The 19865-nt window shown below is 48.5% G+C and carries 19 protein-coding genes; 12 read left to right on the plus strand and 7 right to left on the minus strand.

Features of this window, described 5'->3' with window-relative positions; genetic code table 11:
* Positions 1–26 precede the first annotated feature (26 nt).
* Both ACOTSW_RS06180 and pgeF read left to right on the plus strand, forming a co-directional pair.
* Complete coding sequence (locus ACOTSW_RS06180; protein WP_423681651.1) at positions 27–1067, plus strand: RluA family pseudouridine synthase; 1041 nt, start codon at positions 27–29, stop codon at positions 1065–1067.
* Positions 1064–1864, plus strand: coding sequence for a peptidoglycan editing factor PgeF (gene pgeF, locus ACOTSW_RS06185; RefSeq protein ID WP_423681652.1), 801 nt, complete (start codon positions 1064–1066; stop codon positions 1862–1864). The genes ACOTSW_RS06180 and pgeF overlap by 4 nt, the downstream gene beginning before the upstream one ends.
* A gap of 9 nt (positions 1865–1873) precedes the next feature.
* Here the strand turns inward: pgeF and ACOTSW_RS06190 are convergent, their stop codons facing one another.
* On the minus strand, positions 1874–2092 hold the full coding sequence (locus ACOTSW_RS06190) for a hypothetical protein (RefSeq protein WP_423681653.1): 219 nt from the start codon (positions 2090–2092) through the stop codon (positions 1874–1876).
* A 105-nt stretch (positions 2093–2197) separates the two neighbouring features.
* Between ACOTSW_RS06190 and phaC the strand changes: the two genes are divergently transcribed.
* The 5 genes from phaC (at position 2198) to ACOTSW_RS06215 (ending at position 7527) form a co-directional block, all read left to right on the plus strand.
* The gene (gene phaC, locus ACOTSW_RS06195; RefSeq protein ID WP_423681654.1) at positions 2198–3916 is read left to right on the plus strand and encodes a class I poly(R)-hydroxyalkanoic acid synthase; all 1719 of its coding nucleotides are present in this window, start codon (positions 2198–2200) and stop codon (positions 3914–3916) included.
* A 49-nt stretch (positions 3917–3965) separates the two neighbouring features.
* Positions 3966–4706, plus strand: coding sequence for a 3-ketoacyl-ACP reductase (locus tag ACOTSW_RS06200; RefSeq protein WP_423681655.1), 741 nt, complete (start codon positions 3966–3968; stop codon positions 4704–4706).
* 293 nt (positions 4707–4999) lie between these two features.
* Positions 5000–5557: a polyhydroxyalkanoate synthesis repressor PhaR gene (phaR, locus tag ACOTSW_RS06205; protein ID WP_423681656.1), complete on the plus strand. Its 558-nt coding sequence runs from the start codon at positions 5000–5002 to the stop codon at positions 5555–5557.
* Between the two features lie 132 nt (positions 5558–5689).
* Complete coding sequence (rimO, locus tag ACOTSW_RS06210) at positions 5690–7072, plus strand: 30S ribosomal protein S12 methylthiotransferase RimO (protein WP_423681657.1); 1383 nt, start codon at positions 5690–5692, stop codon at positions 7070–7072.
* Positions 7072–7527 (plus strand): hypothetical protein, encoded by a 456-nt coding sequence (locus ACOTSW_RS06215; protein WP_423681658.1) that lies wholly within the window; start codon positions 7072–7074, stop codon positions 7525–7527. Before rimO ends, ACOTSW_RS06215 begins: the two co-directional genes overlap by 1 nt.
* Positions 7528–7606: 79 nt before the next feature.
* Here ACOTSW_RS06215 and ACOTSW_RS06220 read toward each other — a convergent pair whose 3' ends face one another.
* Complete coding sequence (locus tag ACOTSW_RS06220; RefSeq protein ID WP_423681660.1) at positions 7607–8491, minus strand: amino acid ABC transporter substrate-binding protein; 885 nt, start codon at positions 8489–8491, stop codon at positions 7607–7609.
* Positions 8492–8901: 410 nt separating this feature from the next.
* Between ACOTSW_RS06220 and ACOTSW_RS06225 the strand changes: the two genes are divergently transcribed.
* Positions 8902–10092, plus strand: coding sequence for a cystathionine beta-lyase (locus ACOTSW_RS06225; protein WP_423681661.1), 1191 nt, complete (start codon positions 8902–8904; stop codon positions 10090–10092).
* A 72-nt stretch (positions 10093–10164) separates the two neighbouring features.
* On the opposite strand, the gene ACOTSW_RS06230 is transcribed toward ACOTSW_RS06225, so the two are convergent.
* The 5 genes from ACOTSW_RS06230 to ACOTSW_RS06250 form a co-directional block, all read right to left on the minus strand.
* Positions 10165–10374 carry a hypothetical protein gene (locus ACOTSW_RS06230; protein ID WP_423681662.1) on the minus strand — a complete coding sequence of 70 codons (210 nt, stop codon included), beginning with the start codon at positions 10372–10374 and terminating at the stop codon, positions 10165–10167.
* 234 nt (positions 10375–10608) lie between these two features.
* Complete coding sequence (acnA, locus tag ACOTSW_RS06235) at positions 10609–13347, minus strand: aconitate hydratase AcnA (RefSeq protein WP_423681663.1); 2739 nt, start codon at positions 13345–13347, stop codon at positions 10609–10611.
* Positions 13348–13477: 130 nt separating this feature from the next.
* Entirely contained in the window at positions 13478–13960 is a 483-nt protein-coding gene (locus ACOTSW_RS06240; RefSeq protein WP_423681665.1) for a hypothetical protein, read from the minus strand.
* A gap of 2 nt (positions 13961–13962) precedes the next feature.
* Positions 13963–14943: an HpcH/HpaI aldolase/citrate lyase family protein gene (locus ACOTSW_RS06245; protein WP_423681666.1), complete on the minus strand. Its 981-nt coding sequence runs from the start codon at positions 14941–14943 to the stop codon at positions 13963–13965.
* A gap of 65 nt (positions 14944–15008) precedes the next feature.
* Positions 15009–15998 carry a malate dehydrogenase gene (locus ACOTSW_RS06250; RefSeq protein WP_423681667.1) on the minus strand — a complete coding sequence of 330 codons (990 nt, stop codon included), beginning with the start codon at positions 15996–15998 and terminating at the stop codon, positions 15009–15011.
* Positions 15999–16387: 389 nt separating this feature from the next.
* Between ACOTSW_RS06250 and ACOTSW_RS06255 the strand changes: the two genes are divergently transcribed.
* From ACOTSW_RS06255 to sdhA, 4 genes are all read left to right on the plus strand, one after another.
* Positions 16388–17146 carry a GntR family transcriptional regulator gene (locus ACOTSW_RS06255; protein WP_423682267.1) on the plus strand — a complete coding sequence of 253 codons (759 nt, stop codon included), beginning with the start codon at positions 16388–16390 and terminating at the stop codon, positions 17144–17146.
* A 162-nt stretch (positions 17147–17308) separates the two neighbouring features.
* A complete protein-coding gene (gene sdhC / locus ACOTSW_RS06260; protein WP_186885511.1) occupies positions 17309–17716 on the plus strand; it encodes a succinate dehydrogenase, cytochrome b556 subunit in 408 nt (135 codons plus the stop codon).
* On the plus strand, positions 17717–18085 hold the full coding sequence (gene sdhD / locus ACOTSW_RS06265) for a succinate dehydrogenase, hydrophobic membrane anchor protein (RefSeq protein WP_423681668.1): 369 nt from the start codon (positions 17717–17719) through the stop codon (positions 18083–18085). It abuts the gene before it with no gap.
* 2 nt (positions 18086–18087) lie between these two features.
* Positions 18088–19863 (plus strand): succinate dehydrogenase flavoprotein subunit, encoded by a 1776-nt coding sequence (sdhA, locus tag ACOTSW_RS06270; protein WP_423681669.1) that lies wholly within the window; start codon positions 18088–18090, stop codon positions 19861–19863.
* The last annotated feature ends 2 nt before the right edge of the window (positions 19864–19865 follow it).

Raw genomic sequence — 19865 nt, forward strand, 5'->3', positions numbered from 1 at the left:
TAAAAACAATTTACGGATTATAGCCGATGACAAAAAATGTGAAACCAACTACAACAGTGATTTTGTCAGATTCTGATGTTGACGCCGATTTTGATATGGCCGTTGACAGCGCAGAAATAGATGAGGACTTCTCGTCAGCAGCAGAAAATATAGAATTAAAGCTAACTTCAGCTGCATGCGGCGAGAGGCTGGATAAGACCATATCAAAACTGGTTCCTGAATATTCTCGTAGCCGGATACAGCAATGGATAGAAGACGGTTTTGTTACCGTTGACGGCAAGCCGGGGCGCGCCAAAATGACGATGCTTGGTGATGAAAAAATTATTATAGAACCGCAGGCAGCTCCCGATGACGGCGCTTTTTCACCCGAAGACATCCCTCTCGATATTGTCTATGAGGATGAGTCCGTCATCGTTGTGAATAAACCTGCCGGACTTGTAGTGCATCCGGCTGCGGGTAATTGGTCGGGAACTTTATTGAACGGCCTGTTGTTCCGCTGGCCTGAATTGGCAGGTGTGCCACGGGCCGGCATTGTTCATCGACTGGATAAAGACACGTCGGGATTAATGGTCGTTGCCAAAACGCTCATCGCTCACACGGATCTGGTGCGTCAACTGCAGGACCGCAGCGTGAAGCGCGAATACTTTGCGTTGGTATGGGGAACGCCTAACGTTTCCGGTACCGTTGATGCACCGATGGCAAGGCATCCACGTGATCGTATCAAGATGGCTGTTTCCCGAAGTATTTCAGCCAAACCTGCGGTCACGCATTTTCAGCGTGTCGCAACCGGAATGTTGGAAAAATTTCCCGTCAGCCTGATCGCATGCCAGCTGGAAACCGGTCGTACCCATCAAATCCGTGTACATATGCACTCCTTGGGATTTCCTCTGGTTGGAGATCCTTTGTATGGCAAACAGCATCTGGCACGGTTTTTCCCTCGACAAGCTCTGCAAGCGAGAAAACTGGGTTTCATTCATCCGCAGTCAGGGGAGCACGTCGAGTGGGAAGTGGCTGTTGCCGATGATTTTCTTCAATTGCTGAACGAGGCTGGAATTTCCTTGCCATGAATCGTAAGCCTCACAATACCTTACCGTTTCCGGTAATTCAGCCTGACTGGTACGGTGTTCCATTGTCGGTAAAAGCATTTTCGACTTTACGCAGCGGTGGCGTGAGTTCCGGGGTATACGGAAACACTCTCGGAGTATGCGGGATGAACCTCGGGCTACATGTTCAGGATCACCCTGCGGCGGTACTTGAAAATCGCGCAAAAATAAATGCACACCTGCCATCCGATGTCATATTGCCATCACAAGTTCACGGTAATATCGTCGTAGATGCTGCGGTCCTGGAGTGCGGAGCGGAGGCAGATGCAGTTATCAGTTCCGTCGCCGGAAAAGTGTGTGCTGTTCTTACTGCAGATTGTTTGCCTGTTCTGTTTTGTGACGAAAACGGGATCGTTGTGGCTGCTGCGCATGCAGGTTGGCGTGGATTGGCGAGTGGGGTGCTACAGAATACCGTTGCCCAAATGCGCCTCCGGGGAGCCCAGCGTATTTTTGCATGGATGGGGGCGGCGATTGGTCCGGACGCCTTTGAGGTTGGTCAAGATGTTGTTGATGTTTTTGCATCTACTGGTGGAAATTTTGTACACTGCTTTCGTAGAAGTACACCTTCTGGTGGGCAGGAAAAATATTTTGCGGATATCTATCAGCTGGCGAGAGAAATTTTGTCGCTTGAAGGCGTCCATGATATTTTCGGTGGCAACTATTGCACCTTCACCGATGAGGAAAACTTTTATTCATATCGGCGCGATGGTGCGACAGGACGAATGATGAGTCTGATTTGGCTTGATCCCACCAATGCATAAACCGTTGGCTTATATATCTGGCTGCTGTTCACCATGGTTTGATTGCTGCGGTGCAGCTTGATTTTCTGAATGCTTATGCTTGCGTTGGGGGGCGCGCATCAGGTATAAAACAATAGATAAAGGAAAAACACAGTACATGATAAAAGTCATGCATCCCGCGATAAATGAGGGTTCTGTCATAGCCATCAGCAACACAACATAGATCCAGGCGATTGCGACAATGTACATACAATTTCTTTCTGCATTCAGGCTGTCCGGCAAGTAAATGAAATACTGGACGGCAGGACATTCAATAATTAACTTGAAACGATACGCGAAAATCAGGAGACTCGCATGAAGACTTTCGATCCTCAAGCTATGTACTCCGAATGGATGTCACAGTTGGGAAGTCAGGCATCATGGCAGGAGTGGGCCCGGCCCGTAAAGGCTATGGCTGAAATGCCGGTGGCAGATGTATTAAAAGATATCGGCGGAAAGATAGACCCTGCCGTTCTGACACGCCTGCAGAGCGAATATATGCAGGAATTCGGGCATTTATGGCAAGATTTTGCTGTTTCAAAATTACCTGAATTAAACGATAAACGTTTCTCCGCGACGGACTGGCAGAACCACGCGATGCATGCATACAGCGCCGCGAGTTATTTACTGAATGCCCGTTTTTTGATGGCAATTGCTGAGGCAGTTGAAGCGCCGCACAAAATCAAACAAAAAATCAGTTTTGCGGTGCAGCAAATGATCGATGCGATGTCGCCTGCGAATTTTCTGGTCACGAACCCCGAGGCACAGTCCAGGCTGATCGAAAGCAAAGGCGAGAGTCTGGCCAGAGGTATCAGTCAGATGCTTGCGGATATGCAAAAAGGGCGCATTTCGCAAACCGATGAGTCTGCATTTGAGGTAGGTAAAAATGTGGCGACAACGGAAGGTAAAGTGGTTTTTGAAAACCGTTTATTTCAGTTGATTCAATATACTCCTCTGACGAAGACAGTTCATCAGCGACCATTGCTGATGATCCCACCTTGTATTAATAAATATTACATTCTGGATTTGCAGCCCGAGAACTCGCTTGTGCGCTATGCCGTCGAACAAGGTAATACGGTATTTCTGGTGTCTTGGGCTAACCCGGATGAATCCATGTCCGAAGTGACATGGGATGATTACATCGAGGACGGCGCAATTAAGGCCTTTGAAGTCGTACGAGCAATTAGTAAACAAGATCAAATAAATGCCTTCGGTTTTTGTGTCGGTGGTACGATTATTTCGACGGCGCTAGCGGTATTGGCAGCACGGGGGATTCATCCTGCAAGCAGCCTGACATTGTTGACGACTTTGCTGGACTTTTCAGACACCGGTGTGCTTGACGTATTTGTAGATGAAATGCAGGTAGCGCTGCGTGAGCAAAGTATCGGACGGAAAGGCATTATGCCGGGCCGTGATCTGGCCAGTACTTTTTCAAGCTTGCGCGCGAACGATCTGGTGTGGAGTTATGTGCAGTCGAACTATCTGAAAGGTGAGGCGCCACCGCCGTTTGATCTTTTGTATTGGAACGCGGACAGCACAAACCTGCCGGGACCAATGTTTTGCTGGTATCTGAGAAATACTTATCTTGAAAATAAATTACGACTGGCCAATGCGCTGACTGTCGCGGGCAATCGGGTCTCTTTAGCATCAATCGATGCTCCAGTGTTTGTTTATGGCTCTCGTGAGGATCATATTGTGCCTTGGAAAGCGGCGTATGCATCGCTCAGTTTATTAAATCCAGACCACCGAGAAAGAAACATGTTTGTGCTTGGTGCCTCTGGCCATATTGCCGGCGTTGTTAATCCTCCTGCGAAGAAAAAGCGCAGCTACTGGCTCAATCCGGAGATCGCGGAGAGCGCTGACACTTGGTTGTCTGGTGCCACTGAATATCAGGGGAGCTGGTGGCCGGTATGGGCAGAATTTCTGGCGAACCATGGCGGAAAAATGGTGAAGGCGCCTGTAAAACCAGGAAACAGAGAATATCCGGAAATCGAAGCGGCGCCCGGACGCTATGTGAAAGTGAGAGCGGATTAGTGTAATTGTGGAAATTTCTGCAGTCTAAATTTAAAACAGGAGAACAAGTATGGCAAAACGTGTTGCGTATGTCACAGGCGGTATGGGCGGAATTGGGACGCCGATTTGCAGGCGTTTGTGTAAAGAGGGCTATACCGTTATCGCAGGTTGTGGTCCGAACTCTTCACGTAAAGAAAAATGGCTGGCAGATATGCGTGCCGAGGGGCTCGATATTCATGCCTCTGAGGGTAATGTTTCTGACTGGGAATCGACTAAAGCTGCTTTCGATAAAGTGAAGGCTGAAATTGGTGAAATTGATGTTCTGGTCAATAACGCCGGTATCACCCGTGACGGTCAGTTCCGGAAAATGAGCAAGACCGACTGGGATGCCGTGATCGATACCAACCTGAACTCTTTGTTTAATGTCACCAAGCAGGTGATTGAAGGTATGGTGGATCGTGGCTGGGGCCGGATCATTAATATCTCTTCAGTCAATGGTCAAAAAGGGCAGTTTGGGCAGACGAATTATTCCACTGCGAAAGCCGGTATTCATGGGTTTACGATGGCGCTGGCGCAGGAAGTCGCGACGAAAGGCGTGACGGTCAATACTGTTTCGCCGGGTTATGTCGGTACCGATATGGTGAAAGCGATCCGTCCTGATGTGCTGGAAAAGATCGTATCCGGTATTCCGGTCAAACGTCTGGCGGAACCTGAAGAAATCGCATCCATCGTCGCCTGGATCGCCTCTGATGAGGGCGGATATGCAACTGGCTCTGATTTCTCAATTAACGGTGGTTTGCACATGGGCTGATGCAGTGCCGGCGGCTATTTTTGTTTGTTGTCCGCTGTTAACTCAAACAAGTTTGCTGCTGTTTTTTTACTGCAATGCGGTAGAATGTGCTCACTAAAGCAATGATTTTAGTGGGCATATTTTTTTTGCCAGCACATAATATCGTCAACAATAGCTAAAAAAAGGGGACAATCAAATTGCTGTATTCAGTCACATCTGAATGCATGCGTTTGTTTGAATGAGTCCTGGTTTTATTTTGTCGAAACCTGATTTCGCGATGAAGCCGGACGTGTAAGTTATCAATTGAGATTTCAATGAATAGCGCAAAAAAATCAACACAGCATCTGATTAAAAAATATCCGAATCGCCGTCTCTACGATACGCAGACAAGTAGTTATATTACTCTGGTGGATGTGAAGCAGTTCGTACTAGAAAACGATGATTTTGCCGTCGTTGACGCTAAAACTGGTGAAGATCTGACGCGTAGCATTTTGCTGCAGATCATCCTCGAGGAAGAGGCCGGTGGCACGCCGATGTTTTCCAGTGTTGTGTTGTCTCAGATTATTCGTTACTACGGTCATGCCATGCAGGGAATGATGGGGACGTATCTTGAGAAAAACGTGCAGGCATTCATTGATATTCAGAATAAGCTTGCTGAAAACTCTAAAGGAATTTACGAAGGCAAGCCTTTCAGCCCAGAAATGTGGACGCAATTCATGAACGTTCAGGGGCCGATGATGCAAGGTATGATGGGCAATTACATTGATCAAAGTAAGAATCTGTTCGTTCAGATGCAGGAACAGATGCAAAATCAGGCGAAAAACATATTCAATGTTTTTCCGTTTAATCCGGAAGATGTCAATAAAAAGTAAGAAATCATTTTCCTTTGAGCGGCTTAACCCCCTGATTTTGCAGGAAATTTCAAGCAAAACTGGGCAAGAAAAGGTGGTAAAGGGTACAATGGCGGATTCGCTTTTGTACCCTTTTTGTTATTTACGCACTCTATGTCCATTACTGAAATACGTCGTTCTGAAGCCACTAACTCTCCAAAAGTTGGATTTGTCTCCCTCGGTTGCCCGAAGGCGCTGGTTGATTCTGAGCAAATCCTGACCCAGCTTCGTGCAGAGGGTTATGACACTGCGAAGTCTTATGACGGTGCAGATCTGGTGATCGTCAATACCTGCGGATTTATTGATGCGGCGGTTCAGGAGTCGCTTGATGCCATTGGAGAAGCACTGGCCGAAAATGGCAAGGTGATCGTCACCGGTTGCCTCGGTGCGAAAAAGGATGCAGACGGTAACGATATGATTCAGTCTATTCATCCTAAAGTGCTGGAAGTGACTGGTCCACACGCACTCGGTGAGGTCATGAACGCAGTACACAAGCATTTACCCAAGCCGCACGAGCCTTTCATTGATCTGGTGCCGGCGCAGGGTGTGAAGCTGACACCTAAGCATTTTGCTTACCTCAAGATTTCTGAAGGTTGTAATCATCGCTGCAGTTTCTGCATTATTCCTTCTATGCGCGGCGATCTGGTGTCGCGTCCAATCGCGGATGTGATGCTGGAAGCGGAAAACCTGTTTAAAGCTGGCGTGAAAGAGTTGCTGGTGATTTCGCAGGATACCAGTGCCTATGGCGTGGACGTCAAGTTCCGCACCGGCTTCTGGAACGGTAAGCCAGTCAAGACACACATGACGCAATTGGTGGAGGCACTTGGCGAGCTGGCGAAGCAATACGATGCCTGGGTGCGTCTGCATTATGTCTATCCTTATCCGCACGTGGATCAGATTATTCCATTCATGAACAATGGTCATGTCTTACCTTATCTGGATGTGCCGCTGCAACACGCACACCCCGATGTGCTGAAACGGATGAAGCGCCCAGCCAGTGGCGAAAAAAATATAGAACGTATCAAAGCCTGGCGCGAGATGTGTCCGGAAATCACGATACGCTCAACCTTTATCGCAGGTTTTCCCGGTGAGACGGAAGAAGAATTTGAATACCTTCTGGATTTCCTGAAAGAAGCCGAAATCGATCGCCTTGGTTGTTTTGCTTATTCGCCGGTAGAAGGTGCGACCGCGAATGAGTTAGAAAATCAATTACCTGATGATGTTCGCGAAGATCGTCGCCGTCGCGTGATGGAGTTGCAGGAAGACATTTCCAAAAAACGTTTGCAGGCGAAAATTGGTAAAACCGTACGCGTATTGATCGATTCTCTTGATCGTAGCGGTGGCGTTGGCCGCTCGTCTGCGGATGCGCCGGAAATTGACGGTGTTGTTTATGTCAAACCCCCATTTGAGCCGCATCGCAAGCTAAAGGTGGGGGAATTCGTCGATGTCAGGATCACAGCCGCAGATGCACATGATTTGTGGGGTGAGGCAGTTTGATGAAGTTGACGTTATCAGTCGGACTATCGCTGATTGCTTGCCTGTATGTAGGAATAGTCCAGGCGCAGGAGCTGCAAACTGCTGGTGCGATGTCAAATCCCGTGTTTGCCAGAGCCATAGAATTGCGTGGGTACTTGGGTGCTAAGCAGGTACGCATGCAATTGCAACCGAAAACCGAAGATCGCGATAGTGTTGAAGGCAGTTATATCGTTGTCGCAGGTGCGCAGCAAAGTCAGAAAATTTTGCTTGCCGGGGAAGTGACCGCGGACCGACTGAGTATGGAAGAGTCGGTGGACGGGACTGACGTTTCCGGGCAATGGGATGGTGATCTGGCTGGACAGACCGTGCGCGGTATCTGGTTATCTGCAGATGGCAATGTCCGGCAGGATTTTACGCTGGAGATTGTGGATACTGAGTCCCTGAAAAAAGTGAAAAAAACTCACACCAAGAAATAAAAAAGGCGCTTTGAGCGCCTTTTTTATTGATCGATATTTCCCTCCCCAGATTTCATAAAATAGATAAGTCCGGCAAATGTTATCTGGTCGGAACGTACCAGAGTTTCATGTCGTTGATAGGCGTATCTTTAGGTAAAAAGGGATTGTTAAGACGTATTACGTTGCGTCCTTTTAAATTCAGCTTATTGATCGCGTCTTGATGGTATTTATTGAAAATGGCGTCGAAGCTGCCATCCTTTTGCATGATACGTAAACCCGCTTCAATTCTGTCACGTAGCGCCGTATCTTGTTTGTTGAAGAAAAAATAGTAAGGAAACGGATAGTAAATCAGCAGATTTTTTTCTATCGTCAATTCCGGGTTGCGGTCTTTATTTTTTTCATATTCGTTGAGGATTTCACCAACGCCGCGGGGGAATCCATCAAACCGGTTAGCTGTCAGCATTTTGAAAAGCTGAGCGTATTTTCCCTGAATAACCCGGATGCCATAGTTCTCATAGATCGCGTTGTCATTCCAGTCGACTCCCTGACCAAGACTCACTTTTTTGAGATCTTCCGGTGTTTTTATCTGATTAAATTTCTCTTGATTTTCTTTGTTGATCAGAAGAACGCGATAGCCGAGTAAGCCTTTGCGCAAAGGAAAGCGTATCGTTGAAAAGCGTTGTTCCAGCTCTGCCGAGGTTGGGTTCCATGTGACATTGATGTTGTGTTCTGATTTTTCCAGTTCTTGTAACACACGCTTTTTTGGCATGATCTGCGTGTCTGCAATGCACTCATAATCGCCATATCGTGAGCGGGTTTTTTCCAGTGCGGTACATAGAATTTCAATGACGTCACTGAATCGTGTTTCGTTCTGAACTTCGCCGGCAGAGTAGATGACTTTGGTAACTGTTGCTTTTGCGATGACTGGAATCAGAATCAGGTAAATCAGTAAGCTGCTGCGGAGTATCAAACGGAGAAGATTCATTTCATCACAAATAGCGGCGTTAATCTTGTGTACATGGCGGTCAATGATCTGGTGTTTCTGGCGCTCAGGCGATCACGAACGGATTCCGTAGTGAAGCTGCTTCAGGCGCAAATGAAGATGAAGCCCGGTACGGCAGGTAACATTTTAATCGACTTTGCTCGATAGTAATTTGTGCTGACGCCCGGATGAGATACTTCATGTCATGTTGCGCAGACGTTGAATGAGTATGTATTTTGTTCGCAGAGTCTCAAAGTAGGTGCTCTGGATGCATACTCCCCCCATTTTTTCAATAAACAGACCGTATCTCCGCGTCAAATATAGGTCTTAAAATATACTGGTGGGTGTATATTTATTGTGCATGGCAATCCGTGCAGCTGTTCTGATGCTGCTGACTTAATCAAGGGTGTTATATGGCAAAAAAAGAATCTCTGATGTCTGGTGTTGCGACGCGCGCAATCCACAGTACCTATGTTGCACCTGAAGGGTTTGCTGCATTCCCGGTAGGTATTCATCATGCTTCAACAGTGTTGTTCGACAGCGTCGTAGCGATGAGATCGCGCAGCTGGCAGGATAAATCCTCGTACACCTATGGTCTGCATGGGACGCCGACCAGTTTCACGCTGGAGGCCCGGCTGGCAGAGATAGAGCAGGGCAATCATTGCCTGTTGGTACCGAGTGGGCTGGCGGCGATCACGCTGATTGATCTGGCATTACTGAAAAGCGGTGACGATGTTCTGATTCCGGATAACGTTTATAACCCGAACCGTGATCTGGCAAACTGGCTGAGCCAGAATTACGGTATCAGTGCACGTTTCTATGACCCGCTGATTGGTGCCGGCATTGCTGACCTGATTCAGGAAAATACCCGCCTGATCTGGGCCGAAGCTCCGGGCTCAGTATCGATGGAGGTGCCGGATATTCCGGCGATCTGTGCGGCTGCACATGCCAGAGGGGTATTCGTTGCGCTCGATAACACCTGGTCTGCAGGCATCGCCTTTCCGGCGTTTTCCCACGGCGTCGATATCATTATGCAGGCGCTGACGAAATATCAGAGCGGTGGTTCGGATGTGTTAATGGGTGCCGTCATTACCAGAGACAAGGAATTACATACACGCATGCAACTGGCGCATATGCGCCTGGGATTCGGTGTGGGCATGGATGACGTGTATCTGGTGTTGCGTAACTTACCCAGCCTGAAGTTGCGCTTTCAAGCACATGATCGCGGCGCGCGCGAAATAGCAGCATGGCTGGCTCAGCGCCCGGAGATCGGCAAGGTGCTGCATCCTGCTTTGCCCGATTGTCCCGGACATGAGATCTGGAAGCGTGATTTCAGTGGGGCAGGTGGCTTGTTCTCAGTGCTGTTTGATGATCGTTATACTGAGCAGCAGACAGATCGTTTTGTCGATAGTCTGAAATTATTCAAGATTGGTTTTAGCTGGGGCGGCGCGCACAGTCTGTGCCTGCCTTACCGGATAGAGCAGATGCGGGATCGCTGGCAGTTCAGAGGCATTCTGGTACGCTTTAATATCGGCCTGGAAGAACCGGAAGATTTGATCGCCGACATTGAGCAGGCGCTGGTGGAAATGAAAAAAGCTGCCTGAAGTAAGACAGCCTTTTTTACTCAGTAATCAATGCTGAAAATTAACGGATTGATGCAGAGAAGAGCGGCTAAATTATTTGCTGCTGGCGGCGGTATCGCTGGCCGGAACAGGCGCGGCAACCGGCGCTGGCGTTGCTGTCTCAGCACTGGCAGAGGCGGAGTGAACTTCAGTTGGATTGTGACCAGCCGCTTCGCCTTGCATGTCAACTTTGTCGCCCGCTTTGAAAATTAAAAACAGAGCTGCAGCAGCAAAAATAATAAAGCCAACGAGAATTTTCCACATAATTGTCTCCTGAGGGAATTTGAAAACTGTTTCGGTATCTGATTGTTTGAATGCCGTCTGCAACACGGCAGATATAATTCAGGCACAGCGTTACATTAAACCGGCTGGCTTACAGCTTCCTTGCAATACTGCTTAATCTGCAGCACTGTCAGATGAAAAATGGGGTGCATTCCAGAAGGAGTGCACCCCATTTTTATTTCGCAATGCCGCTGTTTTAACAGCGGCATTGATGCATTACGCTGCCGACAACAATTGACGCAATACGAATGGCAGAATACCGCCGTGTTTGTAGTAGTCAACTTCGATCGGTGTATCGATGCGCAACAGCACTTTCACTTCCTTGGTTTCGCCGTTTGCACGTTTGATGACCAGAGTCACTTCCTGTTGAGGTTTGATATCGTTTTCGATGCCTTTCAGATCAAAGGATTCATTGCCTGTGATACCTAAGGAGTCAACGCTGTCAGAGCCCAGGAATTGCAGAGGCAATACACCCATACCAACCAGGTTGGAACGGTGAATACGTTCGAAAGAACGTGCGATTACTGCTTTGACGCCCAGCAATTGTGTACCTTTCGCCGCCCAGTCACGGGAGGAACCTGTACCATATTCTTCACCACCGAAGATCATGGTTGGTGTGCCTTCAGCAATGTATTTCATCGCTGCATCGTAGATCGACATCTGTTCGCCTGTTGGCTGGAACAGGGTCTCGCCACCTTCAACGCGGGAACCGTCTTCCTTGGCTGGGATCATCAGGTTTTTAATACGTACGTTAGCAAACGTGCCGCGCATCATGATCTCGTGGTTACCGCGACGTGAACCGTAGGAGTTGAAGTCTGCCTTCAATACACCATTTTCTTTCAGCCATTTACCTGCAGGGCTGGATTCTTTGATTGAGCCAGCAGGAGAAATATGGTCTGTCGTGATGGAATCACCGAATACGCCCAGTGCACGTGCGCCAGTGATGCCAGTCGCAGCTGCTTTTGGCTCCATGGTAAAGTCAGCAAAGAATGGTGGTTCAGCAATATAAGTGGACGTTGGCCAGTTGTAGACTTCGCCTTCTGCCACGCCTTTGATGTTTTCCCACAGCTTACCAGGTGCACCCTTGACGTCCGCGTAGTTGTCTTTGAATGTTTTTGCATTCATCGCGAACTTCATCATTTTTTGAATTTCTGCGCTGGTTGGCCAGATGTCGCCCAGGAAAATGTCTTTGCCTTTTACGCGGCCAACTGGTTCTGTCATCAGATCTTTAGTGACGTTACCAGCAATCGCGTAAGCAACGACCAGCGGAGGAGATGCCAGGAAGTTAGAGCGGATATTCGGGTGAATACGTGCTTCAAAGTTACGGTTACCGGACAATACGGCCGCTGCAACAACGTCATTCGCAACAATAGCTTCGTTCATTGCTGGTGTCAGATCACCTGCATTACCGATACAAGTGGTGCAACCGTAGGCTGTGACGCCAAAACCGAGTTTTTCCAGGTACGGCAGCAGGCCGGCTGCTTCCAGATATTTCGTCACAACGCGGGAACCAGGCGCCAGCGAGGTTTTGATATGCGGAGCAACTTTCAGACCTGCTTCAACTGCTTTTTTCGCCAGCAAGCCGGCAGCCAGCAATACGCTAGGGTTTGAAGTATTAGTGCAGGAAGTGATTGCAGCGATCAGAACATCACCGTTTTTGACTTTAACACCATCTGCATTCGTGTACTCTTTTTCCAGGTCTTCAGCATTCTTGTTGAAGCCATTTTCTGCAACAGGTTTGGAGAACAGATCAGCAAAAGTCGATTTGACGTTACCAATTTCAATACGATCCTGTGGGCGTTTAGGGCCAGCCAGCGATGGAGCTACTGTCGACAGATCGAGTGAGATTTCAGTGGTGTAATCGATGTCGCCTTTTTTCGGAATACCGAACATTTTCTGTGCTTTGAAATAGCCTTCGAATGCGTCGATTTCTGCTTTAGTACGGCCTGTACCTTTGAAGTAATCGATGGTTGCTTCATCAACCGGGAAGAAGCCCATGGTTGCGCCATATTCCGGTGCCATGTTGGCGATCGTCGCACGGTCTGTCAGGGACAATGTGCGTGTGCCTTCGCCGAAGAATTCAACGAACTTACCAACGACTTTTGCTTTACGCAGCAATTCAGTGATCGTCAGTACCAGGTCGGTTGCAGTCACACCTTCACGCAATGCGCCAGTCAGGTTCACACCGACAACATCAGGCGTCAGGAAGTAGACTGGCTGACCCAGCATACCGGCTTCTGCTTCGATACCACCCACGCCCCAGCCGACAACGCCGATACCGTTGATCATAGTCGTGTGAGAGTCTGTACCTACCAGTGTGTCAGGGTAGTAAACTTCGTTTTTCTTCGCGTCTTTGACTTTGTGTACGCCGCGAGCCAGGTATTCAAGGTTGACCTGATGCACGATACCGAAGCCTGGTGGCACAACGCCGAATGTATCAAATGCCTGCATACCCCACTTCATGAACTGATAGCGCTCGTTGTTACGCGAGAATTCCAGTTTCATGTTCAGATCCAGCGCTTTCTTTTCGCGGAAATGGTCGATTTGTACGGAGTGGTCAACAACCAGATCTACTGGTACCAGCGGCTCGATTTTCTTAGGGTTTTTGCCCTGAGCCGCAGCAACGTTACGCATTGCTGCCAAATCAGCCAGCAGTGGAACGCCGGTAAAGTCTTGCAGAACAACGCGGGACACCACGAAAGGAATTTCATCAACGCGCGCTGCGGTTGGTGCCCAGTTCGCGAGTTGTTTTACGTGTTCTTCCGTAACTTTTTTACCGTCGCAGTTACGCAGAACAGATTCCAGAACCACGCGAATGGAGACTGGCAGACGGGAAATTTTCACGTCCAAGGTTTTTTCCAGTGCAGGCAAAGAGAAGAACTTGCCTTTCTTCGTGTCTGAAATTTTAAAATCTTTCAGGGTTTTGAATGCATCTTGATACGCATTTTGGCTCATGGCTGTTCCTTATTTACAAAAATCAAAGATCAAATAACACATTTACTACTATTCCACGTCACCCGATACATACACAGTTGTGTGTCTGCATTGGGTGGCGTGGACTTGAACCAGGGAAGCTTAAAATTATTTATTTAGTCTGTACGGCAGTATCGGCGTTTGCTGACGATTCAGCCAGTACCTGCTGTTGAGTCTTGCATTCGTTTGCAAGTTGCAGACCTTTACGGGAATCCAGTAACAATCCTTTCGCAGGAATGCCGATCCAGACAAAACCCGCTTTCGAATTTTCAAAGCGATTAGCACCGGTCGTTGTTTCTACGCGTGACAGGCGGTACAGACGTTTTTTCCAGCGCATAGCGATATGCTGTGGATCCTCTGCGTTACTGTACATTGTCAGCGAATTACCTAACTCACATTTGTAATCAGTGCTGGCGTGCAATTGCACGTCAGGTTCCGCTTCTTCTTCATCTTTGGCAGCATGTGTCGAGGTCTTGCTTGCTTTTGAAGACACTTTTGCTTTGTTTTTCGCGATCTCAGCGTGTGCTGCCAATGGCGAGAAGATAAAGCCGGCGGCAAAGACCAAGCCTGCAATGCGGAGTGACAAGGTATTCATAGTTAGTCTCCTTTGAGTAATGCTTGCGCCATTGCTGGCAAATTAATTGCGCCTGATTCAGCACGTTTCAGGACAGTCCAGTAGTAACGATAGCTGGCTCTGTCATGCAATTTTCCTTGAAACTGAATCGGCGCCCATTGTTTTTGTTGAGCGGCCATCAGTATATCTGCTGCGTCGGCAACTTCATCATATTGCGGCGTCATTGTTGTGACGATGGTCTGAATCTGGTCCGGATGAATGCTCCACATGCGCGTGTAACCTAAATCATTTTTCGCTCGCTTCGCATCGTTGACGATGATACTGGAGTCCCTGATTTCAGTTGTTACATTGTGTGATGGTACTTTTCCGTAACGATGGCAAGCTGCCGCTATTTCAAGTTTTGCTCGAACCACTAAAGGGTGTTCAAATTGTCCTGGTGAGCGCATTGCAGAAGCGGGGATCGCACCAAAATGGGCTGAAACGAAATCCATGATTCCAAATGACAGGCATTCAACTTGCGGGATCGAGGCAATCGCCATGACGTTGGCTAGTGCTTCGTGCGACTCAATCAGAACGTGAACGGGTAAATGCTTTCTGCCGGCTTTTTCGGCATACAGATTTATTTTTTTTATCGCGTCTGCTACTTGTGATGCTGAATCAACTTTGGGTAATACGACATACGCCAGCCGATGTGCTGCGGCGGGCAATATGATGGATAAATCCTGTTCGAACGCAGCATGGCTAAGGTCGTGTACTCTGACGCCGATGCGGTTGAAATGATTTTCCTGACTGGTCAGCAGATCTGCCACCAGTTGTGAGTGTCCGGCTTCGTTGCCGGTTGCGGCACCATCTTCGCAGTCAAACGTGATGTCAAACACTGCACCAAGCGTTTGCTGGAGTGCCATAGACTTACGCATTAACTTTTCTGAACCTGCATAGTGATCGCAAACCGGTAAGAATACCGGTGTTAGCTGATCCCGAAATAAGGCTTGAGAAGGATGCATCAGACTATGGCAGTATATTGCTGGCAGGCAGAGCGCACATTAAAGTGAACTCTGCCTTAACCACATCAGCCAACCAGATGTTTGACGCCATCACGCTCTTCTTGCAATTCTTTGAGTGTGATGTTGATGCGTTCGCGGGAGAATTCGTCGATTTCCAGGCCTTGAACGATTTTGTATTCGCCGTTTTCTGTTGTCACAGGGAAGCCGAACATGGTGCCTTCAGGGATGCCATAAGAGCCATCGGAAGGAATGCCCATGGTTGTCCATTTGCCGTTGGTGCCCAGAACCCAGTCACGTACGTGATCGATCGCTGCGTTTGCTGCCGATGCTGCTGAAGACAGACCGCGTGCTTCAATGATTGCCGCGCCGCGTTTGCCGACTGTTGGCAGGAATACGTCCTTGTTCCAGACCTGATCGTTGATCAGATCTTTAACGGATGCGCCGTCAGCAGTTGCAAAACGGTAGTCGGCGTACATTGTCGGCGAGTGGTTGCCCCATACGCAGAGTTTTTCAATCGCAGCAACTGGCTTACCGATTTTTGCAGCAACTTGAGACAACGCACGGTTGTGATCCAGACGTAACATTGCTGTGAAGTTTTTCGCTGGCAGATTCGGAGCAGATTTCATTGCGATGTATGCGTTAGTGTTAGCAGGATTGCCAACGACCAGAACTTTAACGTTGCGTGATGCAACAGCATCCAATGCTTTACCCTGAACTGTAAAGATTTGCGCATTCGCTTCGAGCAGATCTTTACGTTCCATGCCTGGGCCACGTGGACGAGCACCAACCAGCAGAGCAACGTCAGCATCTTTGAATGCAGTCATTGGATCGCTGTGAGCAGTCATGCCGGCCAGCAGCGGGAATGCGCAGTCATCGATTTCCATCATGACGCCTTTCAGCGCTTTTTGTGCTTTTTCGTCAGGGATTTCCAGTAATTGCAGAATGACTGGCTGATCTTTGCCAAGCATATCGCCGTTAGCGATACGGAACAGAAGGGAATAACCGATTTGGCCGGCAGCGCCGGTAACAGCTACGCGCATAGGGGATTTCGCCATGATGCATCTCCGAAAGGTGGTATGAAAAACGATGTTCAAACATGTTACGGCTAAACTTGCCCGCAACGGAAAATACTCAATGATACCGCTGAAATTGTCTGCTGGTCAGCCAAAATTACACGTTTTCAAGTGGATTCCGGTTTACATTGCAGACATTCGATCTATATTGCCTGGTAGATGCTTGCTAGATTTCTGCCTTCATTGCTATCAGTTTCAATCGCTCGGACGCGAGTGTAGGCTCTATGTTTTACCATGTCAATCACTATCTTATGTCTTATATAAGACATATAACTTAATAGTTATTTGTGGACGTGATGGGTGTTTTTGTGGTGAAATTGCAGACTATGACTTCTATCACACCAAATGCCAATATCTATCCGGGGAGCTCAATGAGTTCCGGTGCTGGTGTTGCTGGTTCGGTTGCCGGCGCGGCACCAACCTTTAGTCCTCTTTATCAGCAAATCAAGGCATTGATCACTCAGGGTTTGCAATCCGGGGAGTGGAAGCCGGGCGAGCTTATTCCGAGTGAAATGGAGCTGGCGAGTCGTTTTAAGGTCAGCCAGGGAACTGTGCGTAAGGCAATCGATGAATTATCTGCTGAAAACCTGGTTGTGCGTCGCCAGGGGAAGGGCACTTTTGTCGCGACTCATCACGAGGCCAGGGCTCAGTTTCGTTTTCTCAGATTGGCGCCCGACGAGGGTGTGCCACATTATCCGGAAAATCAAATTATCGAAGTCCGTCGTTTGCGTGCGCCGGCGGAGGTTGCGCGCTTGCTGGAAATTAAATCGGGTGATTCCGTGGTCTTTATTCGCCGGGTTCAGTCATTTTCAGGTGTGCCGACAATTCTGGATGATCTGTGGTTGCCGGGTTCTATCTTCAAAGGTCTGACTGCAGAGCGTCTGAACGAATATAAGGGGCCGATGTACGGTTTGTTTGAGACTGAATTCGGAACTCACATGATCCGTGCGTCTGAGCAGATCAGAGCTGTCTGTGCTGATGACGTCGCTGCACATCTGCTGCATGTGGAGAAGGGAACGCCATTGCTGAATGTTGAACGCGTTTCTTTTACTTATGGTGATAAACCGGTGGAGTTGCGACGCGGTTTGTATCTGACCAAGAATCACCATTACCGGAATGAATTGAGTTAGTTTTTTTGTGAGATTTGCGCCGGAGTTGGTCCAGCGCGTAATTGTAATTAGTATTAAGATAGAGAAGTTTTGCAGAATGCGATCATTTTTGTTGGTGCAATGCACCAAAATGAGCGAAAATTGCAGGGTTTTTGTACAGACTAGTTAATGGGGAGATTATTTATGTCTGAAGTAGTGAAAAACAGGCCGCGCTATGGAGTGATGCGCCTGGTAGATGCAACTGGATACCGCTTGCCTCTGGCGGGTGTGGTTTCTATTTTGCACCGCATTAGTGGAATGCTGATGTTCTTGTTGTTGCCCTTCATTCTGTATTTGTTGGACAAGAGCGTTACTTCCGAGGTGTCGTTCGCGGAGTTGCAGCGTTTTACTTCCGGCGTATTTGTTAAGTTGGTTATTCTCGCACTCGTCTGGGCCTACCTGCATCATTTTTGTGCTGGCGTGCGTCATCTGATTATGGATCTTCACTACGGTCTGGATAAGCATACAGCGCGTAAATCTGCTTTAAGCGTGTTGATCGTCAGTGTTTCTTTGGCTGCCTTGATCGGCTTGAAATTGTTTGGAGTATTTTAAATGGCAAATAACAACATTGGCCCTAAGCGCCTCGTTGTAGGTGCACATTACGGTGTGCGGGATTGGCTGGCGCAGCGCGTTACCGCGATTGTCATGGCATCGTACACGGTTCTTTTGCTGGTGATGTTCCTGACTGGCAGTAATTTTACTTATGAAGGTTGGGCCGGAATTTTTGCTCATCAGTGGTTTAAGTTGGCGACGTTCTCCGTAGTTATCTGCTTGTTGTATCACGCCTGGGTCGGTATGCGTGATGTCTGGATGGACTATGTGACTCACAACGTGTTTGTCCGTCTGGTGTTTCAGGTTGCCACTATTCTGTGGCTCGTTGCTAGTGCTGGTTATGCAGCACAGATTTTGTGGAGAGTATAAAAGTGGCTGCAATTAAATCCGCAATTCCTACCCGTCGTTTTGATGCGGTTATCGTCGGTGCTGGTGGTTCAGGCATGCGTGCTTCGTTGCAATTGGCTGAAGCTGGTCTGAATGTCGCGGTGCTCTCTAAGGTGTTTCCAACGCGTTCTCACACGGTTGCAGCGCAAGGTGGTATCGGTGCTTCTCTGGGTAATATGTCTGAGGATAACTGGTTCTGGCACATGTTCGATACCGTCAAGGGCGGGGATTATCTCGGCGATCAGGATGCAATTGAATTCATGTGTCGCGAAGCACCGAAAGTGGTCTATGAGCTTGAGCACTTTGGTATGCCATTTGACCGCAATGCGGACGGCACGATTTATCAGCGTCCGTTCGGTGGGCACACTGCAAATTTCGGTGAAAAGCCAGTTCAGCGCGCCTGTGCTGCGGCAGACCGTACTGGTCACGCATTGTTGCATACGCTGTATCAGCGTAATGTCCGTGCCCGTACGCACTTCTTCGTGGAGTGGATGGCGATTGACCTGATCCGTGATGCAGAGGGTGATGTTCTTGGTGTCGTTGCCCTGGAAATGGAAACAGGTGAAGTGATGATGCTGGAAGCCAAGCAAACGATTTTTGCTACTGGCGGTGCTGGCCGTATCTGGGCTGCTTCAACGAATGCATTTATTAATACCGGTGACGGTATGGGTATGGCAGCGCGTGCAGGTCTGCCTTTGCAGGATATGGAGTTCTGGCAGTTCCATCCTACCGGTGTGTCAGGCGCGGGTGTCTTGATTACTGAGGGGGTGCGAGGTGAGGGCGGTATCCTGGTGAATAGCCAGGGCGAGCGTTTCATGGAACGCTATGCGCCGACACTGAAAGATCTTGCTCCGCGTGACTTCGTTTCCCGTTCTATGGATCAGGAAATTAAAGAGGGTCGTGGCTGTGGTCCGAATAAAGATCACGTTATGCTGGATCTGCGTCATATTGGTGCTGACACCATTCAGAAACGTTTGCCTTCCATTCTCGAAATTGCACATAAATTCGCGAACGTGGATGCAACTAAAGAGCCTATTCCTGTCGTTCCAACAATTCACTACCAGATGGGCGGTATTCCGACCAATATTCACGGTCAGGTCGTTACGACTAAAAACGGCAGCAATGAAATTGTCAACGGCTTGTACGCGATCGGTGAATGTGCCTGCGTTTCAGTGCATGGTGCAAATCGTCTGGGTACAAACTCGCTGCTTGATCTGTTGGTCTTCGGACGTGCTGCAGGTAATCACATCGTTGCGAGCAATCTTAAAGCACGCAGCAATAAAGATCTGCCTGCCGATGCTGCTGATCTGGCATTGGAGCGCTTGTCGCGCATCGAAAATTCCACTGGTTCTGAGCGTGTTCAGGATGTGGCAAATGCGATCCGTAAAACGATGCAGCAGCATTGCGGCGTGTTCCGTACGGATGAGTTGCTGCAAGAAGGTTACAAAGAAATTATGGAGCTTGATGAGCGCCGTAAGCATGTGTCGTTTAAAGATAAATCCAAAGTGTTTAATACAGCCCGTGTAGAGGCGCTGGAATTGGATAATCTGATCGAGACTGCGAAAGCGACCATCACATCAGCGAATGCACGTAAAGAATCGCGTGGCGCGCATGCTCACCGTGATTATGAAAAACGTGATGATGATAACTGGATGAAGCATACCCTCTGGTATTCAGAAGGCAATCGTCTGGATTACAAACCAGTCGTGACTAAGCCTCTGACCGTTGAAACCTTCAAGCCAAAAGCTCGTACATTCTAAAG

This window comes from Undibacterium sp. WLHG33 (assembly GCF_049544815.1).
In the GTDB taxonomy this organism is placed as follows: Bacteria; Pseudomonadota; Gammaproteobacteria; order Burkholderiales; family Burkholderiaceae_D; genus Undibacterium.

Coding starts and splice junctions, on each gene's coding strand:
- sdhC (WP_186885511.1), top strand. CDS start 17,309: ATGTCTGAAGTAGTGAAAAACAGGCCGCGCTATGGAGTGATGCGCCTG.
- ACOTSW_RS06200 (WP_423681655.1), top strand. CDS start 3,966: ATGGCAAAACGTGTTGCGTATGTCACAGGCGGTATGGGCGGAATTGGG.
- ACOTSW_RS06245 (WP_423681666.1), bottom strand. CDS start 14,943: ATGCATCCTTCTCAAGCCTTATTTCGGGATCAGCTAACACCGGTATTC.
- ACOTSW_RS06250 (WP_423681667.1), bottom strand. CDS start 15,998: ATGGCGAAATCCCCTATGCGCGTAGCTGTTACCGGCGCTGCCGGCCAA.
- ACOTSW_RS06190 (WP_423681653.1), bottom strand. CDS start 2,092: ATGTACATTGTCGCAATCGCCTGGATCTATGTTGTGTTGCTGATGGCT.
- ACOTSW_RS06255 (WP_423682267.1), top strand. CDS start 16,388: ATGAGTTCCGGTGCTGGTGTTGCTGGTTCGGTTGCCGGCGCGGCACCA.
- sdhD (WP_423681668.1), top strand. CDS start 17,717: ATGGCAAATAACAACATTGGCCCTAAGCGCCTCGTTGTAGGTGCACAT.
- rimO (WP_423681657.1), top strand. CDS start 5,690: ATGTCCATTACTGAAATACGTCGTTCTGAAGCCACTAACTCTCCAAAA.
- ACOTSW_RS06230 (WP_423681662.1), bottom strand. CDS start 10,374: ATGTGGAAAATTCTCGTTGGCTTTATTATTTTTGCTGCTGCAGCTCTG.
- phaR (WP_423681656.1), top strand. CDS start 5,000: ATGAATAGCGCAAAAAAATCAACACAGCATCTGATTAAAAAATATCCG.
- phaC (WP_423681654.1), top strand. CDS start 2,198: ATGAAGACTTTCGATCCTCAAGCTATGTACTCCGAATGGATGTCACAG.
- ACOTSW_RS06220 (WP_423681660.1), bottom strand. CDS start 8,491: ATGAATCTTCTCCGTTTGATACTCCGCAGCAGCTTACTGATTTACCTG.
- pgeF (WP_423681652.1), top strand. CDS start 1,064: ATGAATCGTAAGCCTCACAATACCTTACCGTTTCCGGTAATTCAGCCT.
- acnA (WP_423681663.1), bottom strand. CDS start 13,347: ATGAGCCAAAATGCGTATCAAGATGCATTCAAAACCCTGAAAGATTTT.
- ACOTSW_RS06180 (WP_423681651.1), top strand. CDS start 27: ATGACAAAAAATGTGAAACCAACTACAACAGTGATTTTGTCAGATTCT.
- ACOTSW_RS06240 (WP_423681665.1), bottom strand. CDS start 13,960: ATGAATACCTTGTCACTCCGCATTGCAGGCTTGGTCTTTGCCGCCGGC.
- ACOTSW_RS06215 (WP_423681658.1), top strand. CDS start 7,072: ATGAAGTTGACGTTATCAGTCGGACTATCGCTGATTGCTTGCCTGTAT.
- ACOTSW_RS06225 (WP_423681661.1), top strand. CDS start 8,902: ATGGCAAAAAAAGAATCTCTGATGTCTGGTGTTGCGACGCGCGCAATC.